This is a genomic window from Frankia umida (genome assembly GCF_023242945.1).
Taxonomy (GTDB): Bacteria; Actinomycetota; Actinomycetes; order Frankiales; family Frankiaceae; genus Frankia; species Frankia umida.
Map to the genome: position 1 here is coordinate 281,003 of NZ_JALKFT010000004.1, position 22,095 is coordinate 303,097.

Below are 22,095 nucleotides of genomic sequence, written 5' to 3' on the forward strand. Positions count from 1 at the left end.
CACCCGGACCACCGACGGGCCACGGCAGCGGGGTCCCCGTTCGGGTGGACGACAGAACTGTCGGAGCCACCCGTTAGTGTCGGAGGCGATGATCGAGCCCACCTCGTCCCCCGTGCCGCCCCCGGTGGCGTCGCCGGTGTCGTCCCCGGTGGCGATGGGGCTCGTCGGTGATGTCGGGATGGTGCGCCGGCTCAAGGCGCTCGCGCTGACCCAGCCTCTCCACGATCTTGATGTCCGCAAGGCGCATCTGGTGGGCGCCGGTGCGGGCGACGAGAACACGGCGGATTTCTCCAGGTACGCGATGGCCGAACTCGGCCTGCACGCGATCGACCAGGTCACCGTGTCGATGGATTTCGACCATGGGGCCGATCACGATCAGGTGCTGCGGCGGCTGGTGCCCCTGGCCGCGGCGCAGGCGCCCGAACGGCCCGCGGCCGAGCACGAGCGGGTGGCGTCCTGGGTGCTGCACAGCCTGATCAACGTCGGCAACGTCAACCGCGGGTTCGACGCCGGTTACGGAACCGTGCACGCCGACGGTCGCTACGTCCGGCGCCGGTTCGACTTCAAGCTTCTGGTGGAGCTGGCCGACCCGGCCGGCGACATCTACCTGCGCGCCACCGACGAGGCGGTGACGGTGCTGGTCGGCGCGCTCGACACCGACATCACCTCGGCGCAGATCGCCGCCGAGGTCGCGCTCGACACGCTGATCCGCCGCGGCCGCCTCGCCGACGCCCGGGCCGCCGCCGAGGCCGCGCGCTACCGCACGGTGCAGTACGCCGAGCAGCTGCGGAGCCGACTCGAGGCGACCAGGCGCAACGTCCTCGCCGTCGACTGGCTGGAGGCCATGCCCACGCTCATCGACGAGGCGCTGCACCACGTCGAGCAGCGCTACCGGTACGAGAACGCGATCCTGACCCACATTCGTCGCTATCGCGACTCCGCCGACGACCCGGACCACAAGCGGCAGGCGGCCGACCTGGTCACCATCGTGGGTGACTGCATCCGCCGGCACACCCAGCTGCAGGCCAGGCTGTTGGAGGCCGGTGGGGTGTTCCGCGCCGAGCAGGACCGCCAGCAGTTCGCCGCGTCATCGGCCCGCGGCGGAATCGACCTGCACGCCGAACTGCTGGTGCCCACCCTGGCGCTGCCGGCGGGTGCGGCCGAGCGGCCCGCGGTCGCCTTCTTTCCCGGTGCGGTCGGTGTGCGTACCCCGCGGGCGCCCCGGGTGCTCGATCTTGTCGATCTGCTGCTGCGTCCCCCGCTCGACCGTGAGGTGCTCGGCGCGGAGGTCGTCGAGGCCGACCTGGTGGAACTCGTCGAACCGCCACGCTTCGACGACGACACCTGGGCCCGGGCCCTGGAACTGCTCGACCTCGACCCGTCCGGCCCGCGCCGGTTGTCCGCGCTGCTCGCCGACGCCCGCCGGGTCACCGCCGGCGGGACGGTCGCCGGTGGGACGGTCGCCGGTGGTGACGAGGTGGCGGAGCTGGTGGCACTGCTGGCACTGCACGCGGTCAGTCCGCGCATCGAGCCGGCCCGCCAGGCCGGGGACCCGACCCTGATGATCGCCGTCGATGACGGCACGCCCCTGTCCGACCCGCGCATCGGCGGAGCGGACCTGCTGGTCGGACGCGCCTGGCTCGTCCAGCCGGAAGCCGAACCGGAACCCGGCCCCGCGACGAGGTCCGAGCTCGCGCTCGCATCTGAGCCGAAGCCGAAGCCGACTCGGGCGCTGGCCGCGGAGTCGGCGCGATGAGCGAGGCGCTGCGGGGGGCGCAGGACGCGGCCCGGCTGTTGTCGTTCGGGCTGCGGCCACGGCTGGTGCCGGCGCGGGACCCCGACTATCGCGAGCTGGTCCGCCGTTATCTGGCGGACGACGGGTTCGCCGCGCTCACCCAGGCGATCGCCGCGGGTCTCGGGCTGATCGTGTTGGACGTCTCCGAACGGGCCGGGATCGTGCCGGCGGGTGCGGCCGAGTCCGCGTTCACCGTGCGGATCGGTGACTACGCCCGGCGGGCCGGCGGGGAACACCGGGCCGCCGACCGGCTGCTGCACGCGCTCGCCCAGCTGGCCGTGGCCGCCCTCGCCTTCCCCCGACCGGCGGATCTCGCCGACGCGTCCTATGTGGGGCGGGTCAGTGTGCACGGCGTCGACGCGTTCGTCCGCGAATCCTGCCGGCTGCTCGCCGAACGCTGCGACGGTGACGACCTCACCCTCGACCCGCCGGTGGACGCGCCGCGGCTGGAAGCCGCGTGGCGGCTGTACGCCCGGCGGGCGTCCACCGGCAGCACCCGCGACGCCCGCCGGCTCGCCGGCTCCACCACCGGCATCGTCGCGCGGGCGATGAACTTCCTGGTCGACTCGGGTTGCCTCGTCCACGTCGGCGACCAGGCCGGCGGCACGTTCCGCACCACCGGGCGCTATCAGGTCCAGGTCCGCGAACTCGCCGCGGACGCCGCCTTCGAGGAGCTGCTGGCGCTCGGTGTCGTCACCGTCACCGATGGCTCCGGCACCCTCCAGGTCCGCCCGGACGAACCGTCCCTGCCCGGTTCCGCCGCGAGCCTCGGCTCCCCCGACAGCCCCGGCTCCCCCGGCAGGCTCGACTCCACCGACGATCTCGAGTCCGCCGATGTATGAGCTCTCCCGGGTGCGGCTGCACGCCATCGGGCCACCCGGCGCCCGGTTCGCCGACGTCACGCTGGACTTCTCCGGCGTCGGCGACGAGGTCACCGGGCCCCGCCAGGACGCCCTTTTCACCACCGCCCCGGCCCAGGGCTCGACCACGGGCAGCGGCCCGGCGCCCGTGGCGGGTGTCGCCCCGCGATCCGTCGCGGCCGGTGCGGGGGGCGTGCGGCCGCGGCGGCCGTCCCCGGCGTCGGTGCTGTTCCTGGAGAACGGGGGCGGCAAGAGCGTCCTGATCAAACTGATCTTCTCGGTGGTCCTGCCGGGACGACGCCAGGTGGTCGGCACGTCCAACGGACGGGTGCTGGACAACTTCGTCCTGCCCGGTGACACCGGCCACGTCGTCTGCGAATGGCAGCACGCCGTCACCGGACGACGCCTGTTGACCGGCAAGGTCAGCGAGTGGCGCGGGCGCGGCGCGGACGCCGGACGACCCGCCGAGGCCTGGTACTCGCTGCGTCCCACCTGCGAAGCCGACGACGGCCGGGCGTCCGGGGCGTCCGGGGTGGGCATCGACAGGTTGCCGTTCACCGAGGCGGGGCGTCATGTCACGCTGTCCGGGTTCCGCACCCGGTTGCAGGACGCGCACACCCTCGAGCCCGCGCTGGAACTGGCCTGGGTGACCCAGCAGGGCGCGTGGAGCGAGCAGCTCGACACGCTCGGTCTCGACCCGGAGCTCTTCCGTTACCAGCGGGCGATGAACGCCGGCGAGGGTGAGGCCGCGGAGGCGTTCTCCTTCGGCAGCGACGAACAGTTCGTCGAGTTCCTGCTGCGCGCGGTCACCGCCACCGAGGATCCGGACGGCCTCGCCGACGTCGTCGACGGGTACGCGGCGCGGCTGGCCCAACGGGCGGTGCTCAGCGCCGAACGCGACTTCGTCCAGGGGGCGTTGGAACGGCTCGCACCGCTGGTCACCGCGGTGGCGCAGCGCACCGCCGCGGCGCGGGTCCACGCCGGCGCCGCCGCCCGCACCGGCGACCTGCACGACCGGTTGCGCGCCCGGCTGCGCCGCGACGAGGCCACGCGGGCGGGTCTGGACGCCCAGCTGGACGCGGCCCGCGGCGCGGAACGGGACGCCGCTCAGGCCCGCGCCCGGGCCCACGGCGAGGTGCTCGCGCTGCGCCGACGCGGCGTCGAACTGCGCGTCGACGACGCGATCGCCGAGCGGGACCGGCTCGCCGCGGCCGTCGCCGACGCGGGCACAGAGATCGACGCATGGCGGGCCGTCGAGGACGTGCTGCGCCTCGAGGCGGCCAGCGCCGAGGCCACCCGGCTGACCCTGCTCGCCACCGACGCCGAGGGGGCCGCCGCCACGGCGCTGGCCGACCGGGACGCCGCCGCCCGCGACCTGCTACGCGGCCTGCGTCACCTCGCCGAGGCCGCCGACGACGCGGCCCGCGCGGCCCAGCGCGACGGCGCCGAACACGAACAGCGGGCGCGGGCGGCCGAACACAGCGCCCGACGGGCCGCCGACGACGCCGCGACCGCCCGTGCCCGCGAGCAGGCCCTCCGGGAGCAGAGCGGGGCGGCACGCGACGCGCTGGCCACCGCCGTCCGGGACGGGCTGGTCAGCCCCGGCGGCACCGATCCGGCCGCCCAGGCGCGGCAGGCGGCGACCCAGGCCGAACAGGCCCGGGTGGCCGTCCGCGATGCGCTCAGCGCCGCCGCCCGCGCCCAGGACCGCACCGCGGTGGAGGCCGAACGGCGCGACGCCGAACGGGCCCTCGCCCTCGCCGAGAACACCCTCGACCAGCTCCGCGCTCAGGTCAGCGCCGCCGACACCGGCGCGGCCGCGCTGCTCGCCGACGGCCGGATCGCCGCCCTGCTCGGTCCCGACGGCGACCCGGCGAACGGCGATCCGGCGAACGGCGGCACGCTCGGGGCGGCCAGCACGTTGGCCGCCCTCGCCGAGGCCGCGGCGCGGCAGCTCGCCGCGGCGATCCGGTCGGCCGAGGCGCGGCAGCTGGAACTGTCCGTCGCCGCCGACCGCGATCGGCGGCTGCTCGGCGCCCTCGGTGGCGACGGTCTGCGTCCGGCCCGAGCCGAGGTCACCGCCACCGTCGAGGCGCTGCGGGACGCCGGGATCGCCGCGGTCGCCGGCTGGACCCGGCTCGCCCACACCGTGCCCGCCGGCGAACGCGACCGGATCGTGCGGGCCCGCCCGCACCTGGTCGACGGGGTCGTCGTCACCGACCGGACCGGCCTCGCCCGGGTGGGCGAGGCGCTGGCCGAGGCGGCGCTGCTACCCGACACGCTCGTCGCCGTCGGTCTCGCCGAGGACCTCACCGCGGCGGCGACGGGCCAGGACCCGGTCGTCGACGGGGAACGGGTCGTCCTCGTCCGCCCCAACCCGGCACTGTTCGACCCGGCCGCGGCGGCGACGGAACGCGAGCGGATCCGCGCCCGGCAGGACGAGCGGACGGAACAGGCGGCGGCCACGCTCGCCCGGATCACCGCCGACCGTGACCTCGCCGTGGCCCTCGCCGCCTGGCTGCGCGCCTGGCCACCCGGCCAGCCGGCGCGGCTGGCCACCGAGGTGTCCACCGCACACGACGCCGTCGACGCCGCTCGAACCCGGCTGGCCCACGCCCATGACGCCGTCGCCCAGGCGGAGCGCGGCGCCCGGGACGCGCTCGAGGACGTCGAACCGTTGCGCGCCGCCGCGGAGACGGCCACCGCGCGGGCCGGCGCGCTGGACCGGCTGGCGCGCACCGTCGGTGAGCCGGCCGGTCTCGAACGGGAGGCGACGCAGGCCGCCGCCATCGCCGAGGACGCCCTCGCCGCGGCCCGCGCCGCGCAGGAACACGCCGGTGTCGCCCGACGGGCCGCGGCCCAGGCCGTCCGCCGGGCCGACGAGGCACTCCGCAACGCCGCGGCGGCCCGCGCCGAGGCGGCCGGTGTCCTCGGCGCCGCGGCCGCCGATCCCGCGGACCCGGCGATCTCCCCGCCGGCGCCTCCGGTCGCGGTCCTGCGGGTCGCCTACGAGGCGACCAGCCGCACCTACGCGCAGGTCGAGGTCGGTGCCGACCTGCGCGGCGAGCTCGACCGGGCCCGGCGGGAGGAGGCGGCGCTGCGCGGCACCCTCGACGCCGTCGGCGCGACCGTGCGGACCCGGGCCTCGGCGCTGCTCGCGGGCGTCAGCGGTGGGGACGGCGCGGCCCGGCTCGCCGGGGAGACCCGGGCCCGGGAGACCGCCGCCACGCTCGGCGCCGAACTCGACGACGCCCGGGAACGGCTCGGTGCCCTGCGCGAGGAGCTGCGCACCGCCACCGAGACGGCCCGCCGGTTCGGTGCCGCCCCCCTGGCCGCCGGACGCGTTCCGGCCAGCCAGTCCGAGGCGGCCGAACTGCTGCACGCCGCGACCAGCGCCGTCGAACGGGCCGAGGCGGCGCACGCCCAGGCCCGAGCCGGTGCGGAGGCCCTGCTCGAGGGTTCCGCCCGGATCGTCGAGGAGCTCACAGCACTCGAGGCCGTCACCGAGAACCTCGCCGACCTGCCCGCCACCCGGCCGCCCGACCAGGGCGGCGGCACCGCGGCGGCGCCGGCCATCCCCTTCGACGGGGACGCGGGCGACGCCCGGGAACAGGCCCGCGCGCTGCGAGCGGCCTGGCGTGACAGCGCCGCGGCCCACGGGCGGGCGGCGGCGGACGTGCGGACGGCGGCCGAAGCCGTCACCGCCTGGGCGGCCCAGGACGAGTTCGACCAGGTCTCCGCCCCGGCCCGGCGGCAGATGACGCGTGCCGGCCAGGAGACGGTCGCCGACCACGCCGCGGCCTGGTCTGCGGCACTCGAACCACGGCTACGCAGCCTCTCCGACGATCTCGCGCACATCGGCCGTAACCGTGAGGCCATCGTCGCCCGGCTGGAGGGCATGGTCCGGGCCGCGCTTGGCACCCTGCGAGCCGCCGGACGGCTCTCCCGCCTGCCCGAACGGCTCGGGGACTGGTCCGGTCAGGAGTTCCTGCGCGTCACCTTCGCCGAACCCGACGACCGAGAACTGACCGAGGCACTCGGCCGGGTCGTCGACGAGACGGCGGCCGCCACCGGCGCCCGCCGCGACGGGATGGCTCTGCTGCTGCGCGGCGTGCGGGCCGCGCAGCCACGCGGGGTGCGGGTCGAGATCCTCAAACCGGACGCGGTGCTGCGCACCGAGCGGGTCCGGGTCAGCGACCTCGGTGACGTGTTCTCCGGCGGTCAGCAGCTCACCACGGCGATCATCCTGTACTGCACCATGGCGGCGCTGCGCGCCAACGACCGCGGGCAGGTCCGCGCCGCGCACGCCGGTGTGCTGTTCCTGGACAACCCGATCGGCCGGGCCAGCGCCGGCTACCTGCTGGACCTGCAACTCGCCGTCGCCGACCGGCTCGGCGTCCAGCTCGTCTACACCACCGGACTGTTCGACACGGCGGCGCTGTCCGCGTTCCCTCTGATCGTCCGACTACGCAACGACGCCGACCTGCGAGCCGGACGCAAGTATCTGCGCGTCACCGAACGGCTGCGCCCCGGCCTCATCGCCGCACCCCCGGCGGCCGCCACCCCACTCGGCACCGTGACCGCGACGCGCCTGTACACACGCCCCCTCCCCACACCCACCCAGCACACGCTGGCCATGCCACCTTCGTTAGCCGGGGTGTCCACAATGGCCGCCGAAAGCCAGGGCGAGGCGCCGTGAGCTGGCGTTACTCGTTTCGGTGATCGCGATTCGCGGTCAGGGAACCTGCGTCGAGCTTGGCGGGAATCCGCGAGCCTGTCATCATGGGACAGGCCGCCCGGCCCCCCCCGAGCCGGGCGGCACCATCATGTTCGGCGCCCGCCGGTCAGGCCGGGCACGGCAGGACGGCGACGGTTCCCGAGGCCTGTGCGGTGCGGCCGGTGATGCTGGTGACGACGGCGGTGTAGGCGATCGTCCCGGTGCTCTGGGCGACGAGTCTCGCCGTCCAGGTCGTGCGGTCGCCGGTGGCCGGGCCCAGGGTCAGCGGCTGGTCGAGGGTCCGACCGTCGGGAAACGTCCCGGTCAGGCGGGCTGACCGCACGCCCGTCTCGTCCACCGCCGTCACCGTCACCGTCGTCGTGTCCGTGCTTACCGGCGCCGCCGCGGTGTCCGCCCCGGCCCCGGCCCCGGTGGCGCCGGTCGGATCGGGGGTGGCGGCGGACCCGCCGGTTCCGGCCGCGGCGGAGGTCACGGGCGCGGCGGCGCCGGCGGCCGCCGGGGCCGGGCAGCCCGCGCGGGTGATGCGGTTCGGGGTGGCGGTCGCCGACTCGACCCGCGGTGAGCCGTCCACCCGGGCGGTGATGCGCAGGTCCGCGCCGCCGGTGCCGTTGGCGGCGCTGACCGGGACCGAGACGTCCAGCGTGCCCACCGGTGCCGCCGACCGGTTCAGGCTGATCACCAGCGGGACGCTCGCACCCGGGTTGACCCGCGGCGTGTCCGCGACGACGGCCAGCCACGACGGCGTCCGACCGACCACGACATCGACCGGTGCCGTGCCCTCCCCGCGCAGGTCCAGCCGCCAGGTCGAGTCGACCGTGCCCAGGTCGACCCGGGTGGCGCTCAGCCCCAGCACCGCTCCGACCGGCCGGGCCGTCGGTGGGCCGCCGGTGGCACTCGGTCGCCCGGCGGGCGGGCCGACGGCGGTGCCGGCGACGCCGTCGGCGCTGCCCGGCTGGCCGTCGGGTGGACTCGCCGTGGCGACGCCGGGCGCGGCCGAGCCGGCGGCCGCACTGCTGTGCGGACGTGGGGAGCCGGGCGCGGCGGTGAGCACGTCCGGCGCCGCGGTGCCGGTCATCGCCCGCCGTTCGCCCGGCGCGCCGGTGCGGCCCTGATGGCCGCTCTCGTCCAGCCGCAGGCGCACCAGGACGAGGCCTGCCAGCACCACGACCAGCGCCAGCACCGCGGCGCCGATCCGCCCCCACCGGATCGGCAGGATGCGACCCGAACGGCCCCAGGGCGACCGGTGGCGTCCGGTCGCAACGGCATCTCCCGCAACATCCCGCGTCATTAGGGTCGAGGCTAGAGCGACGGGTCACCTCCCCAGGGCCAAATGACTCGTTTCTGTCACCACCTCCGTCAACAATTCACTCAGTTTCATGCAGATCACGCGGCGGCTGTGGTTTGCTAGTTGACCCCTCGGCGGCCCCACCAGACCCACCAGACGAGCGTCCAGGTCACCAGCGCGAACCCGAACAGCAGATCCTCGACCGGGGCGAACACGATCCGCGGCCCGAGGATGGCACCCGGGTCGTAGCGGACGATCCGCAGCCCGGTCAGCACGCCGTTGGCCGCCAGCTGCCCGCAGACCACGATCGCGTAGGTGACCCAGAACACTCGCCGGGTGAGCAGTCGGGTGCGCAGCACCCACAGATCGGCCACCACCGCGCCCGCCACGCCCAGCACCGCCAGCGCCGTGTAGCTCACCGGCGGTCGGTCCGCGCCGGCGCCCCGTCGAGGTCGGCCGCGGGTTCGTCGCCGACGGTCCAGCCGCGCACCGCCCGCACCGCCTCCAGCGTCAGGATCGCGCACACCGGGACGACGACGAAGAACAGCACCTCGTCGAGGGGCAGCCGGCCCGGCAGCCGGACGCCGGTGATGTGACGCGGATCGAACGTCCAGTGCCCGGCGGCGATCGCGTACACGTCCCAGCCGACGAAGACGACGAGGACCGGCAGCAGGGTGAGCGCCAGCCGACGCGGGCGGGCGTACACGCGGGTACCGAGAAACAGCTCCAGCGGAGCCGTGCCGAGCAGGCAGCCGAGGAGAACTGCCAGGTAGACGAGGTGCCGCATCGGACGTGGGTGATCCGGCGGGTCAGCTGGCCCGCAGCCGGCGGGCGAGGTCGGCCGCCATCGCCCCCGGGTCGGGGGCATCGGTCAGGGCGCGCACGACGACGACCCGACGCGCCCCGGTCGCCAGGATGTCATCCAACGTGTCCGGTGCGACGCCGCCGGTGACGAACCAGGGTTTGGCGCCCGCCTCGAACGGCGGGGCGTGCCGGGCGGCCAGCAGCGGCAGACCCAGCCCGACCGGCGGACGCCCCTCCTTCGTCGGGGTGGCGTGCACGGGGCCGACACACACGTAGTCGACGTTCGGATCGTCGAGCGCCCTGACGAACTCCTGCGGGCTGTGGGTGGACTGCCCGATGAGCACGTCCGGCCCGACGATCCGCCGGGCGAACTCCGGGGGCACGTCGTCCTGCCCGACATGCAGCACGTCGACACCGGCGAAGGCGGCGAGGTCGGCCCGGTCGTTGGCACTGACCAGCGTGCCCTGCCCGGCCCCGGCGACCTGGATGCGACGCAGCGCCGTCACCTCGTCGGACCACTCCAGGCTCTTCTCCCGCAGCTGGACGAGATCGACCCCGCCCCGCCCGGGCGGACCGATCACCGCGTCGAGGAACAGGCTGAACTCGGCCCGCCGCGGCGTGCACAGGTAGAGCCGGGCGTCGGCCAACCGCCGTAGCCGCTCGGCCCGCGCGTCATCCCCCGGCGACGGCACGGACGATCTCCAGAACGTCGCCGTCGGCGAGTCGGACGGTACTCGCCTCGGAGGGTGTCAGCGCCTCGCCGTTACGCTCCACGACGACCGACCCCGGCCGCAGCCCCAGCCCGACCAGCAGGTCGGTCAGCGGCTGCCCCTCGACCACGAGCTGGCGTGCTCCGTTGACGACGACGGCCGCCGACCCCGGCCTGACCTCAGGCACCGGCCTGACCTCAGGCACCGGCCTGGCTTCGGATGCGGGACTGCCCATGCGCTGACCCTACGGCAGGCCCCGCCGCGTGGTGAACCGTTCCCGCCAGCCGCGCGGATCAGTACGCCGCGGCCTGCGCCCGACGCTTGACCTCACGGCCGCGGTTCTCGGCGAGGGCGCGCATCGGGGTGCCGGGCAGGCTCGGATCCTCCCGGAAGATCCAGTCCATCGCCTCGTCGTCGGTGAAGCCGGCGTCGGCGAGCACCGTCAGCAGCCCGGGCAGTCCCTTGACCACCGCACCGCCCTGGATGAACTCCGCCGGGATCCGCAGGACACCGTCCTGGCGGCGCGCCAGCACCATACGTTCGTTCACCATCTGCCGGACTTTGGTCACGGGAACCCGCAGCTGTTCCGCGACGTCGGGCAGGGTCAGCCAATCCATGGTCATCAGTAAACACCCATGTCGTGGTGCCGGCGGCCTCAGGCCGGTGTGACCGGTTCCCCACCGGTCGCCGCCGACCGCACGGCCGCGGCCAGCACCGACACCACGGGACGGGCGGTCGCGAGGCCCACGTCCGCCGACAGCGGCCAGCCGGACACCAGCCGATCGGCGAGCGCCCCATAGAAGGCCGCCGCCCCCCCGCCGCCACCCAACGCACCGCCATCCAGCGCGGTGCCGGCCAACAGCGGGATCGGATACCGGGTCCAGACGCCGTCGGCCGTGACCTGAAGCACCCCTGCCCCAGCCTCACCCATGCCACCCAGGCCGCCCAGGCCACCCACCGCGGAGAAGCCGGCCATACCGACCGGCGGGCCGCCCGTATGGCGACCGGCCGGGGCCAGCGCGCCCGCGGCCGCGAACCCGGCCACGTCATGTTCGCCGCGATCCACGTCGAGCAGGAGGCTGCCGGTCGTCCCGAGGACCTCCAACCGGGGTCGCGGCCAGACCGTGAGGTCGGAGACGGTGATCTGGGCCTGCGCGCCGTTGAGGAAACGCAGCGTCAGGCTGCTGTGGTCGGCGTTGCTGACGTGGTGCCAGACCCGCTTGAACGCCGTCGCGGTCACGCTCTCCACCGACTCGTCCACCAGGGCGAGGATCTGCTCCACCGCCCCGGTCGCCTGGGCGAACAGCTGCCCGCCGCTGATCGCGGCGTCGTCGCGCCACCCGCCGGTGGGACGCCTCCAGCCGCCGCGGTACGCCTCCAGCCGCAGCGGCTCACCGATGGCGCCGCGGCGTACGGCCGCGGCCAGCACCTCGAACCCGGGGTCGCTGCGACCCGCCGCGACGACGGCGAGCACGCGGCCCTGGGCGGCGGCGAGTTCGGCCAGATGATCGGCATCGGCGGGAGCCAGGCACAACGGAGCCTGGACGACGACGTGCTTACCGGCTTCCAGCGCCCGGCTGGCCCAGTCGAGGTGGGACTGGTTGCCGGTGGCGACGACCACCAGGTCGAGTTCGGGGTCGTGCACCAGGTCGTCGGGGTCGTCGACCTGGCGGGGCAGCCGGGACGCGGCGTGCGCGGGCGTCCGGCGCGGTTCACCGTCGCACACCGCGGTCAGGGCCAGGCCCTCGGTGGCCTCGATCGCGGGCTGGTGCACGGCGGTGGTGTCGGGCAGCCCGAGCAGACCGACGAGCACCGGTGGCCCGTCCGGCACCCCCAGGCAGTGGCGCAGCCACCGACCGACCAGCCGGTGGTAGGCGGAATCGGCCAGCACGGCGGGCCCCGCACCCAGGGTGAACATGCCCAGGCCCGTGGCCGGCCGCCAGGTGCACACCGCGTGCTCGGTGCCGTCGTGGCGCAGGTGGATCAGCCGCTCGACATCGTCGGCGACCTTCTCCGGCAGCACCCAGGTCTCCCGCGGGACGAACCGCGGCGCGCGGGCCATCAGCGCACCGCCGTGCGGCCCGGGCATCAGGTGCAGGTCGTGCGCCGGCAGCACCCGCCCCGGGGTGAGCCCCGAGGCCTCCAGCAGCGGACTTCCCGGCGGCAGCGCCCGCGCCGTGGGCCCGGCCAGCAGGACGGGAACGGACTGCCGGGCCCGGTCGAGCAACTCCTGCTCGACGTGATCAAGCGGTCGGTCGATGAGCACGAGCAACGCGTCGGCCGACCGCGCCGAGGTCGGGCCAAGACCCGCCGCACGCAGATGGTCGCCGAGCACGTTCACACCGGGAAGGTTTGACACCAGGTGAATGCGGGGCACGCCCGGCACTCTAGTGCGCTAAGCGCCCCGTTGCTCACATTCGGGTGCAGAAGCAACTGGCTGACCGACCGGCTGTCGCGCTTTGTCTTGACACGATTCGCCGCGGCCACTGGCGTATCGCGTGAATCGCCCGGAATCACCCGGCGGCGACCAGCTCCTTCATCGTCACCGACAGGTCGGCGAATCCCTTGCGATCGACGGTTCCGCCCGCGACCAGCAGTCGCCGCACCGGTGCCACATCCATGGGACGCCCGATGGAGACCAGGGCTCGCAGCGTTCCGTCCGCGGTGAACCAGCCGGCCGACCAACCCGGCGGGCGGGTACCCGCCGGCGGCTCGGGTTCACGCGGGTCACCCCGGTAGATCAGCTCATGGTCGGGGTCGGCCAGTCCGGCGTACTGCACCATCCGGCCGAACTGCTCGGACCAGAAATACGGCACCGGGTCGTAGACAGCGGCGTCGGTGGCCGGCGCGTCGGTGGAACTGTCGGCCGCGGCCGCACCAGGGCCGGGTGCGCGCAGCAACGTCGCCGCGGCCACCGAGGGGGAATGCTGCGCGCAGTCCCAGTGCTCGACCCGCAACCGCCGCTCGTAGCGCCGCGACCACCAGGCGGCGCAGTCACCGACCGCGACGACCGGCGGCCCGTCCACCCCCGACCAGGTCGCGGCGAGGTACTCGTCCACGACGATGCCCCGGTCGAGGACGAGACCGCTGTCGGCGAGCCAGCCAAGATCAGGGCGGGCACCGATACCGACCAGGATCTCGTCGGCGGGCAGCAGTTCACCGCCGGCCAGGACCAGACCGTCCGCCGTGGTGCGCTCGACCGCGACGCCCAGGCGCAGCGTGACCCCGGCGCGGGCGTACCAGTCGATGGTGTGCGCGCCGATCTCGGCACCCAGCGCCGCCCGCAGCGGCGTGTCCGCCGCTTCCACCACGGTCACCTCGACGCCGGCGGCCGCCGCCGTCGTCGCCACCTCGGCACCGATCCAGCCCGCGCCGACGATCACCAGCCGCAGCCCGGGGCGCAGCACCTCGCGCAGCCCGATGGCGTCGTCGACGGTGCGCAGCACCCGCACCGGACCGTCACCGGGCAGCGGGATCGGGTCGGACCCGGTCGCCAGCACCAGCCCGTCGTAGGCCAGCGGGCCGCCGTCGGTCTCCAGAGTGCCGGGCCGAAGCGCGGTGGCCCGGCGCCCGGTGACGACCTCGACGCCGTCGAGCGTCAGCGGGATGGTCGTGTCGTCGATCCGCCCGGTCAGCACCGCCTTGGACAGCGGCGGACGGTCATAGGGGCGGTGCGCCTCGGCACCGACCAACACCACGTCGCCCTCGAAGCCGCGCTTACGCAGCTCCACGGCCGCCCGGCCACCCGCCATACCGGCGCCGACAATGACAATTCGCTGCATCGGCGCAGCTTAGTACGACTGCCCTGCGAGATTCCCGCCGTAGAGCGGGAAGGCGTCCTTCCAGACCGGCTCATAACCGGCCGCCACCAGCATCGCGGCGACCTCGGCGGGCGGTCGTTCGTCCGAGATCGAGAACTGTTCGCCGGCCGTGCCGGGCGCCGCGTATCCGCCGGGTTCCGTGGAGGATCCGGCGCTCATCGTGGTCACCGCGATCCGGGCCAGTCCGTCGCGCATACCCGGCGGTTCCCGGGTCGACAGGGACAGTGCCAGATCCGGTCCGAACAACCGCAACGCGGCGTGGGCCTGGACGAACTCCGCGTCGCTGACCACGACGACCGGCGGAAACGCGCTGGCGGACGGTTTCATCCGGGGCAGCGCCACGCTCACCTCGGTCCGCCAGTACCGCCGGGTCAGGAACGCGGCGTGGGCACCGAGGGCGAGCACATCGGCCCGCCAGTCCACGGCGAGGCCGAGCAGGGCGCCGATCCCGAGGCGGCGGGCCCCGGCCGAGGCGGCGCGTTCGAACGACGACAGCCGACGGTCGTAGTCCCGTTTCCATCCGGCGACGTGCACCTGCGCGTACCGGGTGCGGTCGTAGGTCTCCTGGTAGTGCACGACCCCCTCGAGCCCGGCCCGCACCAGCCGGGCGTAGGTGTCGTCCGACCAGGTCTGCGTCTCGATCGACAGGGACGGGAACAGCGGACGCAGCCGCTCGACGACACCGACGAGGTAGTCCGCGGACACCTCCACCCGGTGCTCGCCCGAGACCAGCAGCAGATGACGGAACCCGCGGTCGGCCAGCAGCCGCCCCTCGGCCTCGACCTCGTCGAGGTCCAACGTGCGCCGGGTGACCGCCAGCCCCTTGGCGAACCCGCAGTACGTGCAGGACGACAGGCAGGCGTTGGAGACGTACAGCGGCGCGAACAGCCGGACCGCCCGGCCGAACCGGCGCAGCGTCGTCGTCCGGGCGGCGTGGGCGAGTTCCTCCAGGCGCCGCCCGGCGGCCGGTGAGAGCAGCACCGCCAGGTCCTCGAGGCCCAGCTGGCCGCTGCCCGGCGCGGGCCGGCCGGGATCCGCACCGGCGGGCGCGACCCGCCGCAACAGCGCGTCGACCTGGGCCGGGCTCGCCCGCCGGGACCGTTCGGCGAGGTCGGCGAGGTCGAGGCCGGCGAGTTCCCGGGCGAACAGCCCCGGCGGCGTGCTCACCCGCCGACCACGGGCAGCGCGACCGGCGTCGGCAGCGCACCGAGAAAGCCGGTCAGCGGCGACGACGGGGCGGCGGCGGTCGACGGGCCGGGTGTCGCCTGACCGGCCAGGTACCCGAGCCGGCCGGCGATCGTCGCGAGCGCGAACGCCCGGGCCATCCGCTCCGGGTCGGCCGCGACCGCGATCGCCGTGTTCACCAGCACCGCGTCGGCCCCGAGCTCCATCGCCTCGGCGGCATCCGAGGGCACGCCGAGCCCGGCGTCGACGACCACCGGCACGCCGGCGCCGGCGACGATCGCCTCGATCGCGTCGCGGGTGCGCAGCCCCCGGTTGGACCCGATCCAACTGCCCAGCGGCATGATCGTGGCGCAACCGGCCTCCTCCAGGCGCCGGGCGAGCACCGGGTCGGCCGAGCAGTACGGCAGGACGGTGAACCCGTCCGCGACCAGCAGTTCGGCGGCGCGCAGCGTCTCGATCGGGTCGGGAGCCAGGGTGCGCGGGTCCGGGGTGACCTCCAGCTTGACCAGGTCGGTGCCGGTGGCGGCGCGGCCGAGCCGGGCCAGCCGCACGGCCTCGCCGGCGTCGACCGCGCCCGAGGTGTTCGGCAGCAGAGTGAGCTCCGGCGGCACGAAGTCGAGCACGTCGCCCTCGCCCAGACGGTCAAGATCGACCCGGCGCAGGGCGACGGTGACGATCCGGGCTCCGGAGGCGAGCAGGCTCGCCCTCATCACCTCATGGGCGGCGAACTTGCCGGTACCGACGAGCAGCCGACTGTCATAGGCCTGGCCGGCAATCACCAGATCGTCCATTATGATCATCTTCCCCACGTGCGCATGATCGAGATCGGGTGTGCGGGTCGCCGGCCGCAGCGCCAGCCGGCCGGTGCGCCCCACCTTGGCGGACTCCCCGTAGCCGGGCGCGAGTCTAGCCGAGCCCTCGAGCGCCCCCACGGGGTCGACCGGTCGACCGCCCACGATCGGGGGCGAGCACCTCACCCGCGCTCGGGTACCCGGCACAGAGCCACCCAGGGCGTACGCTGTGCGGCCATTGCGGCCGGGGGCAAAACGGGTGTAATAGCCCAGGGCGTCCGATAGCAGTGCCGGTGGGGGGCGATCGTAAACTGGGGCGCGTGGATGCCACCGTGGCCGACCCTGTCATAGGTCGGCTCCTTGACGGCCGGTACACGGCACAGGAGCGGCTCGCCGTCGGCGGGATGGCGACTGTGTACGTCGCGCACGACAACCGGCTCGACCGGCTCGTCGCGCTCAAGATCATGCATCCCAACCTCAACCATGATCCCGAGTTCGTCGGCCGGTTCCACCGGGAGGCCCGCGCGGTCGCCCGGCTGAACACGTCCCGGGTCGTCTCCGTGCTCGATCAGGGCTCCGACCACAGCCCCAGCGGGCTGGTCAACTACCTGGTGATGGAACTGGTGCGCGGCCGTTCGCTGCGCCAGCACCTCGGCGCGCGTGGCCGACTGCCCGCCCTCGAGGCGGTCGAGATCCTCGAACCGGTCTTCGAGGCACTCGCGGCCGCGCACGCGGCCGGGATCATCCACCGCGACATCAAGCCCGAGAACATCCTGCTCGGCGACGACGGCCAGGTGAAGGTCGCCGACTTCGGCCTCGCCCGGCCGCTGGGCCAGCCGTCCCAGGCCCTGTCGGACGGCGTCGTCATGGGCACCGTCGGCTATCTCGCGCCCGAACAGGTCACCCTCGGGACGGCCGACACCCGCAGTGACGTCTACGCCGCCGGCGTGGTGCTCTTCGAGACGCTGACCGGCCAGCTGCCCTACAGCGGCGCCACCCCGATGTCGATGGCCTACCAGTCCGTCCACGGCGATGTGCCCGCACCGTCCAGCGTCGTCGCCGACATCCCGGCGGAGCTGGACGCGCTGGTGCTGCGCGCCACCGCCCGCGACCCGGCGCGCCGCCCGTCCGATGGCGCGGCCCTGCTCGACGAGCTGCTGCGACTCGGGCCGCTGCTCCCCCAGGACCATGATCATCCTACCGGTTTCACCGGCGAGGTCCGGCGGATCGGGCTGATCGACCCGCAGCCCGCGGCCGCCACCGGCATCGAGGTCTCGGCAGTCTCCGGGCCGGCGAACCGCCCCGGCCGGTACCCCTCCCCGCACAGCGACTCGGCACCCCTCGACACCGCCGCCATGGACCACTCCGCCGAGGGGCTGCACCCCGGCGGCAGCGGCGCGCACCCCGGCACCGCCGTGTACGACGGAACCGCCATGTACGACAGCTCGACCGGATACGACGGGTCGGCCGGATACGACGGGTCGGCCGGGCCTGGGGGCGGCGACAGGTCCGCGCAGAGCGGGACCGGCGGGTACGGCGCGCCCGGGTCGATGGCGATGCGGATGGACGGCACCGTCCAGGAGGCAGGGCAGGAGGGCGGGCCGACCGGCCCGCCGCGTGGCCGGCGACGGGCGGCGGCGACAGCCCCCGGCTGGCGGCGTCCTCTCCCGTGGCTGGTCGTCGGCGCGACGGCCCTGGTGTTCCTGCTCGGGTATCTCGGCCTCCAGACCCTGAGCGACAGCAAGGTCGGGGTTCCGCGGGTGACCAACGTCAGCAAGGCGGACGCGGAGACCATCCTGCATGGCTCCGGCCTGAAATGGTCCTATCTGGACGCGGCGGCCAGCGCCACGGTGCCGGCCGGACAGGTCGCCACGCAGGACCCGGCCGACGGCAGCAAGGTCGACAAGGGTGCCACGATCTCGTTGCGGCTGAGCACCGGCCCCGAGACCGTCCGCGTCCCGGACCTGGCCAACCTCACCCAGGAGCAGGCCACCGCCAGGCTCGCCCAGGTCAACCTGGTCATGGGCGGCCTCAGCAACCGGGCCAGCGACAGCATCCCGGCCGGGCATGTGATCTCGACCGATCCGGCGATCAACACGGCGGTCCAGCCACACAGCAACGTCGTGCTGGTCATGTCGACCGGGCCGGACGCCAGGCAGATGCCGGCCGACATCATCGGCAGGTCCTACGACGAGGCGAAGGCCAGGATCGACGCGCTCGGCATCGCCGGGGTCGTCGTGCAGCGCGCGGTGGTCGTCACCGACGACAGCCCGCCCGATTCGGTCGTCGGCTCCGATCCGCAGGTCGGGCAGCCGATCGCACCGAACGCCAAGGTCACCCTGACCGTCGCTCGGTCGTCGAGCGAGGACGACCCGAACGGCGATGACAGCGGCGGCGGCGACGGCAGCGGCGTGCAGGTCGCCGTCCCCCGCGTGATCGGCAGTACCTACCGTGAGGCGGAGAGCACCCTGCGCCGCACCGGCCTGAAGATCACCAGGTCGGCCGTCCTCGGTCAACCCAACGACCGTGTGGTCGCCCAGTCGCCTCAACCTGGCTCCAAGATCGAGAAAGGTAGTACAGTACGGGTCAACACTGTGTGGTCGTGGGGTAACTAGCCGCCAGGGATAATCCGGCGACGACCTGCCACCACACCGACATACGGGCTGGCCGGCACGGGGGCGGCCAGACCGGTTCCACGTCGCCGCGACCGGCCCCCAGGGAGCGCACGTGAGGGCAGCGCGCAGACGCGACCGGGTACCCGGCACCACGACCCCGTCGGCCAGCCCGGCGGTGCGCCCAATCCGCCGCCTGCTGTCCCACCGGACACGGGCCGACCAGGCCGACCGGTTCGCCGCCCTGCTGGAGGGCCACGCCTCCCCCACCGGGCCGCAGGAGGCCCGGCTGCTCGCCCTCGCCGACGCCGCCCGCTCCCTGCCCCGCCCGCGGCTCGACCCGGTCCGGCGCGACGCCATCCGGGCGCGGATCCTCGCCGACCTCGCCACCACCGCCGCCGACGCCACCACCACCACCACCGCCACCGCCACCGCTGCCGAGTCGCGTGGCCGGGCGAGGCGTCCCCACGGGAACAGGGTCCGGGCGGCGGTCCGACGAGCATGGGCCGGTCCGTCGACGGTCGGCGTGCCCCGCCTCGCCCAGGCGATGATCGCTGCTGGTCTGAGCGTCGCGATCGCCGTGATCGGGCTCGCCCTCAGCGCCCGCGACGCCCTGCCCGGTGAGCCGCTGTACCGGGTCAAACGGCAGGTCGAGGACATCCAGGTGTCGCTGGAACGCGATCCCGTCGCCCGCGCCAAGACCCGCCTGGACGTCGCGGGGGTGCGCATGTCCGAACTGCGCCTGCTCACCATCGGCGCTCCCGCCCTCGGCGGTCGTCCGTCCATCGGATCGCCGACGCAGCGCCCCACGACCGGCCGCCCGGGCTCCCTGCCGCTACCCCTACCGGCCGCACCGGCCACGGCGCCGGCTGGACCGTCCACCTCGACCTCCGCGGCCGGCCCCACACCGCCCGCGGGTCCCCTCGGCCCGGCCGCTCCCGTTCCCACGCCCACGGCTGGTCCCGGTGCGCCCACCGGTGAGGTCGGACCGCTGGGATCGGCACTCGCGACCACGTCGACTCGGCCACCCGTATCCGCGTCGACGTCCGTGGCACCGTCGCATCCGTCCACCCATGGGATGGGCGGTCACCACGCGGATGCGGACACCATCAACAAGCTGCTGTGGGCCTGGTGCGCACAGGCGCGGGCAGCCGCCCAGGTGCTGCTCGCCCGGGCGGACGCCGGCAACCTCGACGCCTGGCGCGCCCTGGCGACCTTCACCGCCGACCAGAACAGCAGCCTCGCCGTGGTGATCAACGAGCTTCCACCGGGAACCACCGACGCCGCCCACGCGGCCGTCGACCTGATCGGCGAGTTCCGCCGGGGCCTCGGCCCGACCCCGCCGGGTACCTTCCCCACCGCACCACGCCTGCCGTCCGCCCCCGCGGGCGCACCCACCGCTCCCGCCACGCCCACCCCCACCGGTTCGGACGGCACCCCCGCAGACCCGGCCACACCCGACGGCACCACGACACCCGTCGGCCCGACCACACCCGACAGCGCGGCCACGCTCGACAGCCCGATCACACCTGAGAGCACGGCCACGTCGAACGGCACCGGGCCGAGCGTGCCGGCCTCGACCCGTGCGTCAGCGACGGACAGCTCGCCATCGGGTACCTCGCCATCGGGTACCTCGACGGGTGGCACGTCCACGGGTGGCACTCCGGCGGGAGACGCCGACGACCCGCCGAGTGGTTCCGCGGAACCGGCCGACACCGGGCGCGCCCCGAGCGATGATGTCGGCCTGGCACCCCGTCCCAGCTCCACCCTCGCGGTGGGGGTCCGACCATCCGAGGTGGCGCACCCGCCCGGCGCGCCATCCGCGGCGCCGACGGCACCGGCCGGTTCGGCGGCGGGCAGGGGTGCCGGCGGGACGATCAGCGACCTCGAGCCGCGGCCAGAACAAAGCTCACCTACGGATGCCGAGCCGCAGGCCCCACGGCCCGCTCTCGTCGAGGACACACCTGGCGCCGGCGACGCGGCACCTGCCGACAACGCCACCGAGGATCCGGCCACGGCTGGCACCAGCGGCGCCGCTCCCGACGACGACGCTGCCATCACCGCCGGGTAGTTGGTCCTCCGGCGGCGGTGCCGGTCAGCTCAGGGACGCGGGGCGACGGGGTGGGCGTCCTGGTGGGCGGCGGCCCGCTCACCGCGGGCGTGCTGCAGCATCTCGGCCACGAGGAAGGCCAGTTCCAGTGCCTGACTGGTGTTCAGACGCGGGTCGCAGGCCGTCTCGTACCGGCCGCCAAGGTCGTCCTCACCGATCAGTTCGGCGCCACCGAGGCATTCGGTGACGTTCTCCCCGGTGAGCTCGATGTGCAGGCCGCCGGGGTGGGTGCCCAGCGCCTTGTGCACCTCGAAGAAGCCGAAGACCTCGTCGAGCACGTCGTCGAAGTGGCGGGTCTTGATCCCACCGACGTCACGGGTGTTGCCGTGCATCGGATCGCAGGACCACACCACCGGCGGGCCGGCGGCGTTGACCTTCTCGATGATGGGCGGCAGGGCGTCGCGAATCCGGCCGACCCCCATCCGGGTGATCAGGGTCAGGCGGCCGGGGATGTGGTGCGGGTTGAGCCGCTCGGCGAGCTCCAGGACCTCGTCGGGGCTCGCCTTCGGGCCGATCTTGCAGCCGATCGGGTTGCCGACCCGGGAGAGCAGGTCGACGTGGGCACCGTCGAGGTCGCGGGTGCGCTCGCCGATCCAGATCATGTGCGCGGACAGGTCGTACGGGTGACCGGTGGCGTCCTCGACGCGGGTCAGGGCCCGCTCGTACTCCAGCAGCAGACCCTCGTGGCTGGTGAACAGCTCCACGCCGGTCAGCGCGGCGGTGCGGTCCAGATCGATGCCGCAGGCGGCCATGAACGACAGCGCCCGGTCTATGTTGGTGGCCATCACCTCGTAGCGCCGGCCGGCGGCCGAGTCGCGCACGAAGGCCTTGTTCCACTCGTGGACCTTGGACAGGTCGGCGAAGCCACCGGTGGCGAACGCGCGCACCAGGTTCAGCGCGACCGCGCTCTGGTGGTAGGAGGCGACCATGCGCATCGGGTCCGGCCGACGGGCGGCGGCGGTGGCCGCGATGTCGTTGACCGCGTCACCCCGGTAGGACGGCAGGCCGGTGCTCGCCTCGATGTCGGCCGAGCGCGGCTTGGCGTACTGGCCGGCGATGCGGGCGACCTTGACCACCGGGGTGCTCGCGCCATAGGTGAGCACGACAGCCATCTGCAACAGGGTCTTCACCTTGTCGCGGATCTTGTTGGCGGTGTTGGCCGCGAACGTCTCGGCGCAGTCACCGCCCTGGAGCAGAAACGCCTCCCCGCGGGCGACCATCGCCAGCCGATCGGTCAGTGACCGCACCTCCGGCGCCGTCACCAACGGGGGCAGCGCCGCGAGTTGCTCCGCGGCCGCCTGCAGCTCGACCGGGTCGGGCCACGACGGCTGCTGCTTGGCCGGAAGGGTCCGCCAGACGTCCAATGCGCTCACGAGACACCAGG

Annotated in this window: 16 protein-coding genes; 5 read left to right on the top strand and 11 right to left on the bottom strand. The window is 74.5% G+C overall.

Going from position 1 to position 22,095, the window contains the following annotated elements; all coding sequences use genetic code 11:
- Positions 1-88: 88 nt before the first annotated feature.
- From MXD59_RS06400 to MXD59_RS06410, 3 genes are read left to right on the top strand one after another with little or no spacing between them, the layout of a single operon-like run.
- The gene (locus tag MXD59_RS06400; protein WP_248823831.1) at positions 89-1,756 is read left to right on the top strand and encodes a hypothetical protein; all 1,668 of its coding nucleotides are present in this window, start codon (positions 89-91) and stop codon (positions 1,754-1,756) included.
- On the top strand, positions 1,753-2,637 hold the full coding sequence (locus MXD59_RS06405) for a hypothetical protein (protein WP_248823832.1): 885 nt from the start codon (positions 1,753-1,755) through the stop codon (positions 2,635-2,637). The genes MXD59_RS06400 and MXD59_RS06405 overlap by 4 nt, the downstream gene beginning before the upstream one ends.
- Complete coding sequence (locus MXD59_RS06410; protein ID WP_248823833.1) at positions 2,630-7,354, top strand: hypothetical protein; 4,725 nt, start codon at positions 2,630-2,632, stop codon at positions 7,352-7,354. The genes MXD59_RS06405 and MXD59_RS06410 overlap by 8 nt, the downstream gene beginning before the upstream one ends.
- A gap of 145 nt (positions 7,355-7,499) precedes the next feature.
- Here the strand turns inward: MXD59_RS06410 and MXD59_RS06415 are convergent, their stop codons facing one another.
- The 10 genes from MXD59_RS06415 to MXD59_RS06460 form a co-directional block, all read right to left on the bottom strand.
- Entirely contained in the window at positions 7,500-8,681 is a 1,182-nt protein-coding gene (locus MXD59_RS06415; RefSeq protein WP_248823834.1) for a hypothetical protein, read from the bottom strand.
- Between the two features lie 116 nt (positions 8,682-8,797).
- Positions 8,798-9,097: a lycopene cyclase domain-containing protein gene (locus MXD59_RS06420; protein WP_163548493.1), complete on the bottom strand. Its 300-nt coding sequence runs from the start codon at positions 9,095-9,097 to the stop codon at positions 8,798-8,800.
- On the bottom strand, positions 9,094-9,465 hold the full coding sequence (locus MXD59_RS06425; protein WP_163548494.1) for a lycopene cyclase domain-containing protein: 372 nt from the start codon (positions 9,463-9,465) through the stop codon (positions 9,094-9,096). The genes MXD59_RS06420 and MXD59_RS06425 overlap by 4 nt, the downstream gene beginning before the upstream one ends.
- 22 nt (positions 9,466-9,487) lie before the next feature.
- Positions 9,488-10,174 (bottom strand): thiamine phosphate synthase, encoded by a 687-nt coding sequence (locus tag MXD59_RS06430; protein ID WP_248823835.1) that lies wholly within the window; start codon positions 10,172-10,174, stop codon positions 9,488-9,490.
- Entirely contained in the window at positions 10,155-10,379 is a 225-nt protein-coding gene (thiS, locus tag MXD59_RS06435; protein WP_308301656.1) for a sulfur carrier protein ThiS, read from the bottom strand. Before thiS ends, MXD59_RS06430 begins: the two co-directional genes overlap by 20 nt.
- A gap of 106 nt (positions 10,380-10,485) precedes the next feature.
- Entirely contained in the window at positions 10,486-10,815 is a 330-nt protein-coding gene (locus MXD59_RS06440; protein ID WP_248823836.1) for an Rv2175c family DNA-binding protein, read from the bottom strand.
- A 32-nt stretch (positions 10,816-10,847) separates the two neighbouring features.
- A complete protein-coding gene (locus MXD59_RS06445) occupies positions 10,848-12,569 on the bottom strand; it encodes a Gfo/Idh/MocA family protein (RefSeq protein ID WP_248823837.1) in 1,722 nt (573 codons plus the stop codon).
- 136 nt (positions 12,570-12,705) lie between these two features.
- Positions 12,706-13,974 (bottom strand): NAD(P)/FAD-dependent oxidoreductase, encoded by a 1,269-nt coding sequence (locus MXD59_RS06450; RefSeq protein WP_248823838.1) that lies wholly within the window; start codon positions 13,972-13,974, stop codon positions 12,706-12,708.
- Between the two features lie 9 nt (positions 13,975-13,983).
- Positions 13,984-15,180: a 2-iminoacetate synthase ThiH gene (thiH, locus tag MXD59_RS06455; protein WP_248823839.1), complete on the bottom strand. Its 1,197-nt coding sequence runs from the start codon at positions 15,178-15,180 to the stop codon at positions 13,984-13,986.
- Entirely contained in the window at positions 15,177-15,998 is an 822-nt protein-coding gene (locus MXD59_RS06460; protein WP_283096480.1) for a thiazole synthase, read from the bottom strand. Before MXD59_RS06460 ends, thiH begins: the two co-directional genes overlap by 4 nt.
- Before the next feature lie 323 nt (positions 15,999-16,321).
- On the opposite strand from MXD59_RS06460, the gene MXD59_RS06465 reads away from it, so the two are divergent.
- Together MXD59_RS06465 and MXD59_RS06470 are read left to right on the top strand one after the other, a co-directional pair.
- On the top strand, positions 16,322-18,604 hold the full coding sequence (locus MXD59_RS06465; RefSeq protein ID WP_248823840.1) for a PASTA domain-containing protein: 2,283 nt from the start codon (positions 16,322-16,324) through the stop codon (positions 18,602-18,604).
- 112 nt (positions 18,605-18,716) lie between these two features.
- Complete coding sequence (locus MXD59_RS06470) at positions 18,717-20,672, top strand: DUF5667 domain-containing protein (protein ID WP_248823841.1); 1,956 nt, start codon at positions 18,717-18,719, stop codon at positions 20,670-20,672.
- Between the two features lie 29 nt (positions 20,673-20,701).
- Here the strand turns inward: MXD59_RS06470 and MXD59_RS06475 are convergent, their stop codons facing one another.
- Positions 20,702-22,084, bottom strand: coding sequence for a class II 3-deoxy-7-phosphoheptulonate synthase (locus tag MXD59_RS06475; protein WP_248823842.1), 1,383 nt, complete (start codon positions 22,082-22,084; stop codon positions 20,702-20,704).
- Between the last annotated feature and the right edge of the window lie 11 nt (positions 22,085-22,095).